Consider the following 12,763-nt stretch of genomic DNA (forward strand, 5'->3'; position numbering starts at 1 on the left):
GGGCTCGGGCGCGAGTCAGCCGGGCCGCACCGCGCCGATCACGCTCCACCGCGCACCGCGGCTCCGCAGCGGGATCTCGAAGCCGTCGGCGCGGAGCGCGTCGATCATCACGGCGGGTCGGTGCAGGTACCCCCGGAATCGCTTCCCGCTGATGCGGTGGAGCAGGTTCTTGGTGCCGATGCGCAGCAGCGTCCACGGCGTACGCGGCGGATGGCTGAAGACGACCGCGCGCCTCGCGCGGCCGGCGGCCGCATCGAGCAGCCGAACCGCATGCGGGTAGCAGCAGACCACGCGGTTCAGCACGACCACGTCGACGGGTGCGACCGCGTCGGGCCGTTCGGCCAGGTCGACCCCCACGACTCGGGTGATCCGGCGTTCCAGGCCGTGTTCGGTCGCGAGCGCGCGGGCGACGCCCTCGTACTCGCCGGAGAGCTCGAGGTTCACCGCACGGGCCGCGCCGTGCTCGAGCAGTTCGAGCTGGAGCTCACCGACCCCGCCGCCGATCTCGAGGACGCTGGCGCCGCGCACGCCCATGTCGTCGAGGAACGCGAGGATGCGACGGTCCAGGCGGGGGAGCCCCCTGCGCCGATACCTCCGCGCGACGGACTCGGCGAACCGCGTGTCGAAGATCTCCTCGTAGCGGCTCGTCGCGCCCGGGTCGCAGCATGCGTCCACGGCTCCAGTATGCGCCTGCAGCAGCACGCGGAGGACGCTGGTCAGTCGCCGGAGGCGAAGACCAGCACGTCGACCGAGACCGTCACCCGGCCGACGACCGGGTCCGTCCCCGCGGAGGCGTGATGGGCCGACGGGCCCATGGCCACGAGGTCGACGACCGCGGGGTCGCCGCCGTCGAGCGCTCCGTCGAAGCGTGACGCGTCGAGCAGGCGGAGGCCGGCGGCAGCGGCATCCGCCAGCACCGCCTCGCGCTTCCCGCCCCGGACGTCGATCACGGCTCCCGCGGCGCGCAGCTCCGACAGGTGGTGGTCGGAGGGGATGACCGTGACCAGACGGCCGCCCGGCGCGAGGACGCGCGCGAACTCGGGCAGGTTGCGCGGCGCGAAGACGTTGAGCACCCGATCGACGCCCGAGGTGGCCACGGGCAGCGGAGACCAGAGGTCGAGCACGACGCCCAGGACCTCCGTCGCCGGGGCCCCGTCGCGGGTGCGGCGCACCGCGGTGCGCACCGCGTCGGGGGAGAGGTCCGCCAGGAGCGCCGTGGAGGGAACCGCGATGCGTTCCAGGGCCGTCGTGGCGTACTGGCCCGTGCCGCAGCCCAGGTCCACGAGCACGGCGCCCTCAGGGGCGTCCGCGGCGGCTGCTTCCGCCACCGCGTCGCGCAACGAACGGAATGGGGGCGTCTCGAGCACGCGATCGCGCGCAGCGAGCATCTCGGCGGTGTCGCCGCGGACCTTCGGGCGCTTCGCCGGGAAGAGCGTCAGGTAGCCGCGCCGGTTCGCGTCGTACGCGTGGCCGTTCCCGCACCGGATCGTGCCGCGCACGTCGCCCCCGAACGCGCCGACGCAGATCGGGCACCGCAGCAGGTCGACGAGTGGCCGACCGGTCATGCGATGCCCGATCCGAGGTAATGCGTCAGTGGTGGTCCGAGTGCGAGGCCTCGAGCTCGGCCCGGGTGACCGGCGCGATGCGGTCCTCGAAGAACCAGCGCGAGAAGCCCGCCCGGAGGCGCTGGCCGAACGTGATGCGCCCGCGTGCGTCGGGGCGGATCATGAGCGGCTCGTAGCTCTCGTAGCTCACGAGGCGCCAGCGGTCGTACTCGTCGAGGGGCTGGTGCACCTCGATGAACTCACCGCCGGGGAGCTTCACGATGCGCCCCGACTCGTAGCCGTGCAGCACGATCTCGCGGTCCTTCTTCTGCAGCGCGATGCAGACGCGCTTGGCGATGAAGTAGGCGAGGATCGGGCCGAGGATGACGACCGCCTGCAGGGAGTGGATGACCCCCTCCATCGTCAGCTTGAAATGCGTCGCGATGATGTCGGAGCTGGCCGCCGCCCAGAGGCCGGCGTAGAAGGTGACACCCGCCGCGCCGATCGCGGTGCGCGTCGGGGCGTTGCGCGGACGGTCGGCGATGTGGTGCTCGCGCTTGTCGCCCGTGACCCAGGCCTCGATGAACGGGTAGATGAACACCAGGCCCAGGAAGACCAGCAGGCCGACCAGCGGGACGAGGATGTTGAACGACCACGTGCGCTCGAGCCAGACGAACTCCCAGCCCGGCGGGATGAGTCGCAGCGCGCCGTCGGCGAAGCCGATGTACCAGTCGGGCTGCGTACCGGCGGAGACCGGGGACGGGTCGTAGGGCCCGTAGTTCCAGATCGGGTTGATCGTGAACAGCGACGCGATGAGCGCCAGCACACCGAAGACGATGAAGAAGAAGCCACCGGCCTTGGCCGCGTACACGGGCAGGATGGGCGGGCCCACGGCGTTCTGCTGCGTCTTGCCCGGCGCCGCGTACTGCGTGTGCTTGTGCACGACGACGAACAGCAGGTGGACGGCGATGAGCGCGACCACGAGCGCGGGCAGCAGGAGGATGTGCAGCGTGTACAGGCGGCCGACGATGGCCGTGCCCGGGAACTCGCCGCCGAAGAGGAGGAACGAGGTCCACGTGCCGATCAGCGGGATGCCCTTGATCATGCCGTCGATGATGCGGAGGCCGTTGCCCGAGAGGAGGTCGTCGGGGAGCGAGTAGCCCGTGAAGCCCTCGCCCATCGCCAGCACGAAGAGCACGAAGCCGATGACCCAGTTCAACTCGCGCGGCTTGCGGAACGCGCCCGTGAAGAAGATGCGCAGCATGTGCAGGCCGATGGCCGCCACGAACAGCAGCGCCGCCCAGTGGTGCATCTGGCGCACGAACAGGCCGCCGCGCAGGTCGAACGAGATGTCGAGCGTCGAGGCCATCGCGACGGACATCTCGATGCCCTTCAGGGGCACGTACGAGCCCTCGTAGTGCACCTCGGCCATCGAGGCCTGGAAGAAGAACGTCAGGAACGTTCCCGTGATGAGCACCACGACGAAGCTGAACAGCGCGATCTCGCCGAGCAGGAACGACCAGTGGTCGGGGAAGGCCTTGCGGCCGAGCTCCTTGACGACGGTCGAGATGCTCGTGCGCTCATCGATGTAGTTGGACGCGGCGGCCGTGAAGCCGCCCTTCCGCTTCTCGGGGGCGCTGGTGGTCGGGGCTGCGGTGCTCAATGGCGCTCCCAGAAGCTCGGGCCGACGGGTTCGTTGAAGTCGCTCTGCGCGACGAGGTAGCCCTCGTCGTCGACCGCGATGGGCAGCTGGGGCAGCGGCCGCGCGGCCGGGCCGAAGATGACCTCGCAGTGGTTCGCGACGTCGAACTGCGACTGGTGGCACGGGCAGAGCAGGTGGTGCGTGTGCTGCTCGTAGAGCGCCACGGGGCACCCGACGTGCGTGCAGATCTTCGAGTAGGCGACGATGCCCTGGTAGGACCAGTCCGCGCGCTCGGGCGTCTCGTTGAGGTCCTCGGGGTTGAGGCGCATGAGGAGGACCGCGGCCTTCGCCTTCTCCTCGAGCTTGTGGTGCTCGAGCTCGTTGAGGCCCTCCGGGATGACGTGGAACGCGCTGCCGATCGTGACGTCCGACGCCTTGATGGGCACGCCCGAGGGGTCGAGCGTGAGGCGCGTGCCCTCGGCCCACATCGTGTGGCTGAGGAGCTCGACCGGGATCTGGTCCTGCGGCGCGAGGCCGCGGAAGAGCACGACGGCGGGCAGCGGGAAGACCACGAGCGCGCCGATGAGGCTGTTGCGGATGACCGAGCGGCGGCTGAAGCCGGACTCCTCGTCGGCGTCCTGGAAGACCTTGATCGCGCCGGCGCGGGTGTCATCGCTGCCACGGACGGGGTGGCGCTCGTCGACCTGCTCCACGTCGTACATGAGGGCCTTGCCCCAGTGCACGGCGCCGACGCCGATCGCGAGCAGGGCGAGTGCGACGCCCAGCCCGAAGAAGAGGTTGTTCAGGCGCACGTCCACGACCGAGCCCGACTCCATCGGGAACAGCATGTACGCGGCGATCGCCCAGACGCTGCCGACGATCGACAGGTAGAAGAGCGTGTAGACGGTGCGCTCGGCCGACTTCCGCTTCTTCGGGTCCTCGTCCGTGACCCGCTTGCGGTGCGCCGGGAACCCGGGGTTCTCGAACGCATCCGCCGCGATCACGGCGGTGCCGGGGGAGGCGGCGACCTCCTGCCCGTGCGATGACGAGCCGGCAGCGGCGATGTCCGTACCGCCGTTGTCGTCCTGTGCCATGGTTCTCCTTCTTACGCTTCCTCGATGCCCGTGCGCCTAGTTCGACTTCGCCGTGATCCACACCGTGATCGCGACGACCGCGCCGAGACCGAAGATCCAGATGAAGAGGCCCTCGGCGACCGGTCCGAGCGAACCCAGCTCGAAGCCACCCGGGGAGCGGTTGTCCTGGATGTACTGCAGGTAGGTGATGATGTCGCGCTTGTCCTCGGGCGTGATGTTGAGGTCGTTGAAGACCGGCATGTTCTGCGGCCCGGTGACCATCGCCTCGTAGATGTGCACGCCGGTGACGTCGTTCAGCGCGGGCGCGAACTTGCCCTCGGTGAGGGCACCGCCGGCACCCGCGACGTTGTGGCACATGGCGCAGTTGATGCGGAACAGCTCGGCGCCGTTCGCGGCGTCGCCGCCGCCGTTGACGAGGGAATCGGCGGGGATGTCGGGGCCGGGCCCGAGCGACGCGACGAAGTAGGCGAGCTGCTTGATCTGCTCGTCGGTGAACTGCACCGGCTTCTGCTCGGCCTGGGGGCCCTGCATCTGCATCGGCATGCGGCCGGTGCCGACCTGGAAGTCGACCGCTGCGGCACCCACGCCGATGAGGCTGGGCCCGGCGTCCGTGCCCTGCGCGTCGAGGCCGTGGCAGGTGGCGCAGTTGGCCTGGAAGAGCTTCTTGCCCTCGTCGATCGTCTGCTGCGACGTCGCGTCGACCTCGGCCTGCGCGGTGCCCGTGCTGAAGGCGGCGTAGGCGCCGCCCGTGAACACGAGCCCGAGCGCGAGGAGCGCCACGGTGGCGAGCGGGGAACGTCGTCCCGTCCGACGCTTCGAGCTGGTCATCGTTCTCTTCCTGTTGCGGTGCATGCGGATGGTCGTGGGCTCCCGGTGCGTCATTTGAGGACGTAGATGACGAAGAACAGGCCGATCCAGACCACGTCGACGAAGTGCCAGTAGTACGACACCACGATGGCGCTGGTCGCCTCCTTGTGCCCGAAGTGCTTGACCGCGTACGCGCGGCCGACGACCAGCAGCATGGCGATGAGGCCGCCCGTGACGTGCAGCGCGTGGAAGCCGGTCGTGAGGTAGAACGCGGAGCCGTACGCGTTGGAGTCGAGGGCGATGCCCTCGGAGACGAGCGTGGCGTACTCGAGCACCTGGCCCGAGACGAAGATGGCGCCCAGGACGTAGCTCACGAGGAACCACTCGACGAGGCCCCACTTGCGGAGCTGCCACAGGCTGCCGGTGCGCCGGGGCTGGAACTTCTCGGCTGCGAAGACGCCGAACTGTGCGGTGAACGAGGAGGCGACCAGGATGGCCGTGTTGATCGCGGCGTACGGGACGTTGAGGCGCCCGGCCTCGAAGTTCCACAGCTCGGGCGACGTCGAGCGCAGCGTGAAGTAGATCGCGAACAGACCGGCGAAGAACATGACCTCGCTGCCGAGCCAGACGATCGTGCCCACCGCAACGGTGTTGGGCCTGTTGATCACGGGCGTTGTGGCCGCAGGGGCGATTGAGGAGCTCGTCACGCTCCCCATTATGGCCGATTTCTCAGACGGGTTTTGAGCACCCCATCATCCGTGTCTCGGAAACGCATGGGAGCGCGCCCCGATTCCAGCCGTGAACAGGCCGTGAATCCGGTGGGAATCCGGTCTGGCTAGGATCGTGGCATGCTCGAGACCCCCACCTGGCCGTCGGTCCTGACCGCCCTCCTCGACCGCGAGGACCTCAGCGTCGCCGAGGCGGCCTGGTGCATGGAGCAGGTGATGACCGGGGCCGCGTCGCCCGCGCAGCTCGCCGCGTTCCTCGTCGCGCTGCGCGCGAAGGGCGAGACGGTCGACGAGGTCGTGGGCTTCCGCGATGCGATCCTCGAGCACGCGGTGCCGCTGGACGTCGACCCCATGGCACTCGACATCGTCGGCACGGGCGGCGACCGCGTGGGCACGGTGAACGTGTCGACCATGGCCTCGATCGTCGCCGCGGCATCCGGGGTGCCCGTCGTCAAGCACGGCAACCGCGCGGCGAGCTCCTCGTCGGGCTCGTCCGACGTGCTCGGTGCCCTCGGCGTCGACCTCACCATCGCCCCGGAGCGGGTCTCGTCGGTGCTCGACGAGGTGGGCATCACGTTCGTGTACGCGGCCGCGTTCCATCCCGGGTTCCGGCACGCCGGCCCCACGCGCGCGGACCTCGGCATCCCCACCGTCTTCAACATCCTCGGTCCGCTCTGCAACCCGGCCCGGGCCGAGGCGTCCGCGGTCGGCGTCGCCCAGCTCGACCGCGTGCCGCTCATCGTCGGCGTGTTCCAGACCCGTGGCGCGACCGCGCTGGTGTTCCGGGGCGACGACGGCCTGGACGAGTTGACCACCACGGGGCACAGCCACATCTGGGAGGTCTCCGGCGGCACCGTCCGCGAGCACGACCTCGACCCGCGCGACGTCGGCATCGAGCGCGCGCAGATGAGCGACCTGCTGGGCGGCGACGCCGCGCACAATGCCCAGGTGGTGCGCGACGTGTTCGCCGGGGCCCGCGGCCCGGTTCGCGACATCGTGCTGCTCAACGCGGCCGCCGGGCTGGTCTCCTACGCGCTCGCCCGCGACCCCGGGCAGCTCCAGCGCAACATCCTCGACCGGTTCCGCGAGCAGCTCGCGGTGGCCGCCGAGGCGATCGACTCGGGCGCGGCCGCGGCGAAGCTCGACGCGTGGGTGGCGGCGACCGTCAGCTGACGTCCTCGTCGACCCAGTCGAAGGTGCGGGTGACCGCCTTCTTCCACTGCCGGAGCAGGCGCGCACGCTCGGCCTCGTCGATCTGCGGCTCCCACCGCCGGTCGGGACGCCAGTTCGCCCGCAGCTCGTCGAGGTCGCGCCAGACGCCGGTCGCGAGCCCGGCGGCGTAGGCGGCACCGAGCGCGGTGGTCTCGGCGACGACCGGCCGGACGACGGGGATGCCGAGGATGTCGGCCTGGAACTGCATCAGCGTGTCGTTGGCGGTCATGCCGCCGTCGACCTTCAATTCGGCGGCGGATGCCCCGGCGTCGGCGTTCACCGCGTCGAGCACCTCGCGGGTCTGGAACGCCGTCGACTCGAGCACGGCGCGTGCCAGGTGCCCCTTGTTCACGAAGCGCGTGAGGCCCACCAGGGCGCCGCGGGCGTCCGGACGCCAGTAGGGGGCGAACAGCCCGGAGAACGCCGGCACGAAATAGGCCCCGCCGTTGTCGTCGACGGTCTTCGCGACGGTCTCGATCTCCGCCGCCTCCGAGATGAGGCCCAGGTTGTCGCGCACCCACTGCACGAGCGACCCGGTGACGGCGATCGACCCCTCGAGTGCGTAGTGCGGCGGCGCGTCGCCGAGCCGGTACCCGACGGTCGTGAGCAGGCCGTTCGACGAGTGCACGATCTCCTCGCCGGTGTTGAAGATGAGGAAGTTGCCCGTGCCATAGGTGTTCTTGGACTCGCCCGCGTCGAACGCCGCCTGCCCGAACGTCGCGGCCTGCTGGTCTCCGAGGATGCCGGCGATCGGCGTCTCGCGGAGCAGGCTCGACGCCGCCGCGACGCCGTATACCTCCGACGACGAGCGGATCTCCGGCAGCATCGCGCGCGGCACGTCGAAGGCGGCGAGGATCTCGTCGTCCCACTGCAGGGTCTCGAGGTCCATGAACAGGGTGCGGCTCGCGTTCGTGACATCCGTCGCGTGCACGCCGCCGTCCACGCCGCCGGTGAGGTTCCACAGCAGCCAGGTGTCGATCGTGCCGAAGAGGAGCTCTCCCGCCTCGGCGCGCTCCCTCGCGCCGTCGACGTGCTCGAGGATCCACGCCACCTTGGTGCCGGCGAAGTAGGTCGCCAGGGGCAGCCCCGTGGTGGCTGCGAACCGGCCGGGGCCGCCGTCGGCCGCGAGCCGGTCGACGAGGGGCTGCGTGCGCGTGTCCTGCCAGACGATCGCGTTGTACACCGGGAGGCCGGTCGTGCGGTCCCATACGACCGCGGTCTCGCGCTGGTTCGTGATGCCGACGGCGACGATGTCGTGCCGCGTGATGCTGGCCTTGCCGAGGGCCTGGCCGATGACCTCGCCCGTGCTGCGCCAGATCTCGATCGGGTCGTGCTCGACCCAGCCGGCGCGGGGGAGGATCTGCCGGTGCTCGAGCTGCCCCGTCGAGACGACGCCGCCCGATCGGTCGAAGACCATTGCGCGGGTGCTCGTGGTGCCCTGGTCGATCGCGATCACGTACTCGCCCATCCGCGTACCTCCCCGCCTCGCGCATCGACGCGCGCGACCCACCCTACCCACGCGGCCACCCCGCACGACAGGCCGCGCACGGGGGCTGCCGGAGCGCGCCGGGGCGGCGTAGGTTGGGGGCGGGCGTCGCATCGCGGCGAGCGCGCTCCGACGGAGCGGTCGACGTGCCGAGGGGAGGGGCATGAAGAAGCTCATCAACGACCCGTCCGACGTGGTCGCGGAGTCGGTCGCGGGGTTCGCCGCGGCGCACGCCGACCTGGTGCGGCTCGTGTCCGACCCGCTGCACGTGGTGCGCCGCGATGCGCCGGTGGCGGGCAAGGTCGGCATCGTCAGCGGCGGAGGCAGCGGGCACGAGCCGCTGCATGCGGGCTACGTGGGGTACGGCATGCTGGACGCCGCCGTGCCCGGCGCCGTGTTCACCTCGCCCACGCCCGACCGGATCCTCGCCGCGACGCGCGCGGTCGACGGCGGGGCGGGGGTGCTCCACATCGTGAAGAACTACACCGGGGACGTGCTGAACTTCGAGACCGCGGCCGATCTCGCGGCGGCGCACGGCATCGAGGTGCGTGCGGTCGTCACGAACGACGACGTGGCGGTGCGCGACTCGCTGTACACGGCCGGCCGCCGAGGCACCGGCGGCACGGTGCTGGTCGAGCGGATCGCCGGTGCGGCCGCGGAGCGCGGCGACGACCTCGACGCGGTCGCGGCCATCGCGGCGGCGGTCAACGCCGACGCGCGGTCGATGGGCGTGGCCCTCGAGCCGTGCGTCGTCCCGCACTCGGGCGAGCCGAGCTTCACCCTCGGCGACGACGAGATGGAGTTCGGCATCGGCATCCACGGCGAACCCGGGCGCGAGACCATCCCGCTGGAGCCCGCGGACGCGATCACCGACCGGCTGCTCGACGCGATCCTGCCCGACCTGCCGTTCGCCTCGGGCGACCGCGTGCTGCTGCTCGTCGACGGCATGGGCGGCACGCCGCTGTCGGAGCTCTACATCGTCTACCGCCGCGCCGCCGAGCGCCTGGCCGACGCCGGCATCGAGGTCGTCCGGTCGCTCGTGGGCGACTACATCACGGCCCTCGAGATGCGCGGTTGTGCACTGACGCTGCTGCGCCTCGACGACGAGCGGCTCGAGTTGTGGGATGCTCCCGTGCAGACCGCAACGCTGCGCTGGGGACGATAGCCGGCTGGCCGACACGTGAGGAGTGGCATGGACGACGTGGGTGGGAACTGGGCCTCGGAGTGGATCCGACGCAGCGCCGCGACGATCGCGGAGCACCGCGCGGAGTTGACGGCCCTGGATCGGGCGATCGGCGACGGCGACCACGGCGAGAACATGCACCGCGGATTCCAGGCCGCCCTCGAGGGCGTCGACGGCCTCGCGCCCGACGCCACGCCCGCCGACGCGCTCATGCTCGTCGCCACCACGCTCATCTCGACCGTCGGCGGCGCCGCCGGGCCGCTCTACGGCACGGCGTACCTGAAGGCCGCCGGGGCGGCGCAGGGCCTCGCCGAGCTCGGCCCGGCGGACGTCGTGGCGCTGCTCACGGCCGCGCGCGACGGCATCGTGCTGCGCGGCAAGGCCGAGTCGGGCGACAAGACCATGGTGGACGCCTGGACGCCGGCGGTCGATGCCGCGGCCGCGGCGACCGCCGCGGGCGCTGACGTGCGCGCCGTGCTCGAGGCCGCGGCGACGGCGGCCGAGGACGGCGCGGCGGCCACCGAGCCGCTCGTCGCCCGCAAGGGCCGCGCGAGCTACCTGGGCGAGCGCTCGGCCGGCCACCGCGATCCGGGCGCGCAGTCGACGGCGCTGCTGCTGCGCGCGGCGGCGGATGCGGCGGATGCGGCGGAGCCGGCGTGACCCAGGCTCCCGACGAGCCGCGCGTGGGCCTCGTCTTCGTCTCGCACTCGGCCGCCATCGCCGACGGCCTGGTCGAGCTCGCGCGGCAGATGGCGGAGGACGTCGTCATGGTCGCCGCGGGCGGCATGGACGACGGCGGCATCGGTACGAGCTTCGCCAAGGTCTCGGAGGGCATCGCCCGGGCGGACGGCGGCAACGGTGCCGCCGTGCTCTTCGACCTGGGGTCGGCCGTGCTCACCGCGGAGACCGCCCTCGACTTCGTCGACGACGAGCAGCGCGAGCGGGTGCGGGTCGTCGACGCGCCGCTCGTGGAGGGCGGCGTCGCGGCCGCGGTCGCGGCGCAGACGGGCGGCACGCTGGACGACGTGGTCGCGGCCGCAGAGGCCGCCGGGCGCGCGCGACCCGTCGTCGCCGACGCCTCGCCGGCGCACATCGGCTACGCGCGCACCGTGACGCTGACCAACGACGCCGGACTGCACGCCCGCCCGGCGGCCGAGTTCGTGCGCCTCGCGAGCACGTTCGACGCGCGGGTCCGCGTCGACGGGAAGGACGCGAAGAGCCTGCTGGCGATCATGTCGCTCGGCGCCGTGCGCGGGGACCGGGTGACCATCTCCGCCGAGGACCCGGCCGCCAGGTATGCGGTCGACGCCCTCGCCGACCTCGTGGAGTCGGGCTTCGGCGAGCACTGAGCGCGCGGTCGACCGGTCAGTTGCCGCCCGCGACGCGGATGTCGGCACCGGTCGTGTACGAGGCATCCGCCCCGAACAGGTAGGCGACGGCACCGGCGGCCTCGTGCGGCTGCCCGGCGCGCCGCATCGGGATGTTCGGCGCACGCTCGGCGGGAGCGTTCGGCCGGCCCGCATCCGCGTGGATCTCGGTGTGCGTCGTGCCCGGTGACACCGTGTTCACGCGCACGCCGACCGCGGCGAACTCCTTCGCGAGCCCGGTGGTGAGCGCGTTGAGCGCGGCCTTGCTCATGGCGTACGGCACGTACGTGTGCGGCGCGCCGCTGGTGGCCGCTCCGGAGGAGATGTTGACGATGCAGCCGCCCGCCCCGCCGCGATCGGTCGCCATGACGGAGATGGCGTCCTTCGCGAGCAGCATCGGCGCGCGCACGTTGACGTCGAACACGACCTCGGCCTCGGCCTCGTCGACATCGAGGAACTCGCCGATCGTGCCGGTGATGCCGGCGTTGTTCACGAGCCCGGTGATGCGGCCGAAGTGGTCGAGCACGGCGGGGACCAGCGCGTGCACGTGGGCGACGTCGCCCAGGTCGGCGTGCAGGATCGCCACCTCGCTTCCGGCCGCGCGGCACTCCTCGGCGACCCGCTCGACCTCCTCGCGGCGCACCCGGTAGGTGAGGGCGAGGTCGTGCCCGTCGGCCGCGAGGCGCCGGGCGATCGCGGCGCCGATGCCGCGTCCGCCGCCCGTGATCAGGGTGACCGGTCGGGCGTCGGGTGCGGGCGCGTCGCTCATGGGCCCACGATAGCCCGGCGGCTGCTGCGATCGGCTCCCGGGGCGCAGGCCCCGGAACTGCACGAGGAACGTGCCCGCCGCGACCACGCCGAGGCCCAGCCACTGCAGCGGCGCGAGCGGCTCGGCGAGGAAGATCGCCGCGAGCACGGCGATCTGGATGAGCATCGTGTTGTTGATCGCGGCCGACGGCGCGGCCCGGAGGGTGCGCAGCGTGTGGTTCCACAGCGTCCAGGCGAGGGCCGTGTTCACGACCGCGAGCACGACGATGATGCCCCACGCCCGGGCGGCGATCTCGGGCACGTCCTCGCTCGCGAGGCCGGTGCCGAGCAGCAGCACGGCGCCGATCGCCATGGAGGGCGCGGTGACCGCGAGCGCCGAGAGGTGCGCACGCCCGTTGACGCTGCGGCCGAGCACCGCGGACGCCGCGTTGGCGAGCAGCCCGACGAGTCCGACCAGCACGCCCGCGAGCGTCGCGCCGGCACCCCCGCCCGCGACGAAGTACGTCACGCCGCCGACGACGGTGAGCGCGAGCCCGAGGACGCCGCCCCGTCCGACCCGCTCACCGAGCGCGAGGAGCGCGCCGACCGCCACCGCGACCGGCGTGAGCGAATAGAAGAGGCTCAGCGTCGCGGCGGGCAGGAGCGCCAGCCCGACGAACTGCGCGCCCTGCGTGATCGCGTACATGACCGCGCCGAGCGCAGCGAGCTCGAGCCAGCCCCGCGGGGGGAGCGCTCGGAGCTCCGCCCGGACGCGCGGACGTGCGAGGGCGACCGCGAGCAGGAGCACCGCAGCGAGCCCGTAGCGGAGGCCGGCGAACGTGAGCGGCGGCAGGTCGTCCTCGAGTCCGATGCGGATCAGCACCCAGGACGACGACCAGAGGAGGGTGACGAGGAACGCCTGGGCCGTCGCGACGAGGAGCTGGCGGCGCATC

General features: G+C 71.9%; 12 protein-coding genes. 4 read left to right on the plus strand and 8 right to left on the minus strand.

What is annotated here, in order from left to right:
* Positions 1–15: 15 nt before the first annotated feature.
* The 6 genes from ABZK10_RS13840 to ctaE are packed head-to-tail and all read right to left on the minus strand — an operon-like array spanning position 16 to position 5,803.
* The gene (locus ABZK10_RS13840) at positions 16–675 is read right to left on the minus strand and encodes a class I SAM-dependent methyltransferase (RefSeq protein ID WP_353809882.1); all 660 of its coding nucleotides are present in this window, start codon (positions 673–675) and stop codon (positions 16–18) included.
* Positions 676–716: 41 nt separating this feature from the next.
* Entirely contained in the window at positions 717–1,565 is an 849-nt protein-coding gene (locus tag ABZK10_RS13845) for a methyltransferase domain-containing protein (protein ID WP_353809883.1), read from the minus strand.
* Between the two features lie 25 nt (positions 1,566–1,590).
* On the minus strand, positions 1,591–3,207 hold the full coding sequence (qcrB, locus tag ABZK10_RS13850; protein ID WP_353809884.1) for a cytochrome bc1 complex cytochrome b subunit: 1,617 nt from the start codon (positions 3,205–3,207) through the stop codon (positions 1,591–1,593).
* Positions 3,204–4,280, minus strand: a complete 1,077-nt coding sequence (gene qcrA / locus ABZK10_RS13855; RefSeq protein ID WP_353809885.1) for a cytochrome bc1 complex Rieske iron-sulfur subunit — start codon at positions 4,278–4,280, stop codon at positions 3,204–3,206. Before qcrA ends, qcrB begins: the two co-directional genes overlap by 4 nt.
* Positions 4,281–4,316: 36 nt before the next feature.
* Positions 4,317–5,108, minus strand: a complete 792-nt coding sequence (qcrC, locus tag ABZK10_RS13860; RefSeq protein ID WP_353809886.1) for a cytochrome bc1 complex diheme cytochrome c subunit — start codon at positions 5,106–5,108, stop codon at positions 4,317–4,319.
* A 50-nt stretch (positions 5,109–5,158) separates the two neighbouring features.
* Positions 5,159–5,803 carry an aa3-type cytochrome oxidase subunit III gene (ctaE, locus tag ABZK10_RS13865; protein WP_353809887.1) on the minus strand — a complete coding sequence of 215 codons (645 nt, stop codon included), beginning with the start codon at positions 5,801–5,803 and terminating at the stop codon, positions 5,159–5,161.
* Between the two features lie 132 nt (positions 5,804–5,935).
* Here ctaE and trpD point away from each other — a divergent pair, with 132 nt between their 5' ends.
* Entirely contained in the window at positions 5,936–6,988 is a 1,053-nt protein-coding gene (gene trpD, locus ABZK10_RS13870; protein WP_353809888.1) for an anthranilate phosphoribosyltransferase, read from the plus strand.
* Here trpD and glpK read toward each other — a convergent pair.
* Positions 6,981–8,495, minus strand: a complete 1,515-nt coding sequence (gene glpK / locus ABZK10_RS13875) for a glycerol kinase GlpK (protein WP_353809889.1) — start codon at positions 8,493–8,495, stop codon at positions 6,981–6,983. The genes trpD and glpK overlap by 8 nt on opposite strands.
* A 181-nt stretch (positions 8,496–8,676) precedes the next feature.
* Here glpK and dhaK point away from each other — a divergent pair, with 181 nt between their 5' ends.
* Genes dhaK through dhaM form a run of 3 tightly spaced genes read left to right on the plus strand, consistent with a single transcriptional unit; the run spans position 8,677 to position 11,045 of the window.
* Positions 8,677–9,678, plus strand: coding sequence for a dihydroxyacetone kinase subunit DhaK (gene dhaK / locus ABZK10_RS13880; protein WP_353809890.1), 1,002 nt, complete (start codon positions 8,677–8,679; stop codon positions 9,676–9,678).
* A gap of 27 nt (positions 9,679–9,705) precedes the next feature.
* Positions 9,706–10,356 (plus strand): dihydroxyacetone kinase subunit DhaL, encoded by a 651-nt coding sequence (gene dhaL / locus ABZK10_RS13885; RefSeq protein ID WP_353809891.1) that lies wholly within the window; start codon positions 9,706–9,708, stop codon positions 10,354–10,356.
* Entirely contained in the window at positions 10,353–11,045 is a 693-nt protein-coding gene (dhaM, locus tag ABZK10_RS13890) for a dihydroxyacetone kinase phosphoryl donor subunit DhaM (protein WP_353809892.1), read from the plus strand. The genes dhaL and dhaM overlap by 4 nt, the downstream gene beginning before the upstream one ends.
* Before the next feature lie 16 nt (positions 11,046–11,061).
* Here dhaM and ABZK10_RS13895 read toward each other — a convergent pair whose 3' ends face one another.
* A complete protein-coding gene (locus tag ABZK10_RS13895; RefSeq protein ID WP_353809893.1) occupies positions 11,062–12,762 on the minus strand; it encodes an SDR family oxidoreductase in 1,701 nt (566 codons plus the stop codon).
* Position 12,763 lies beyond the last annotated feature (1 nt).

Source organism: Agromyces sp. SYSU T00194 (assembly GCF_040496035.1).
GTDB lineage: Bacteria > Actinomycetota > Actinomycetes > Actinomycetales > Microbacteriaceae > Agromyces > Agromyces chitinivorans.

Excerpts from the sequence above, each read along its gene's own strand:
- ctaE (WP_353809887.1), bottom strand. The coding sequence starts at position 5,803 with ATGGGGAGCGTGACGAGCTCCTCAATCGCCCCTGCGGCCACAACGCCC.
- dhaL (WP_353809891.1), top strand. The coding sequence starts at position 9,706 with ATGGACGACGTGGGTGGGAACTGGGCCTCGGAGTGGATCCGACGCAGC.
- qcrA (WP_353809885.1), bottom strand. The coding sequence starts at position 4,280 with ATGGCACAGGACGACAACGGCGGTACGGACATCGCCGCTGCCGGCTCG.
- trpD (WP_353809888.1), top strand. The coding sequence starts at position 5,936 with ATGCTCGAGACCCCCACCTGGCCGTCGGTCCTGACCGCCCTCCTCGAC.
- dhaK (WP_353809890.1), top strand. The coding sequence starts at position 8,677 with ATGAAGAAGCTCATCAACGACCCGTCCGACGTGGTCGCGGAGTCGGTC.
- ABZK10_RS13895 (WP_353809893.1), bottom strand. The coding sequence starts at position 12,762 with ATGCGCCGCCAGCTCCTCGTCGCGACGGCCCAGGCGTTCCTCGTCACC.
- ABZK10_RS13845 (WP_353809883.1), bottom strand. The coding sequence starts at position 1,565 with ATGACCGGTCGGCCACTCGTCGACCTGCTGCGGTGCCCGATCTGCGTC.
- glpK (WP_353809889.1), bottom strand. The coding sequence starts at position 8,495 with ATGGGCGAGTACGTGATCGCGATCGACCAGGGCACCACGAGCACCCGC.
- qcrC (WP_353809886.1), bottom strand. The coding sequence starts at position 5,108 with ATGACCAGCTCGAAGCGTCGGACGGGACGACGTTCCCCGCTCGCCACC.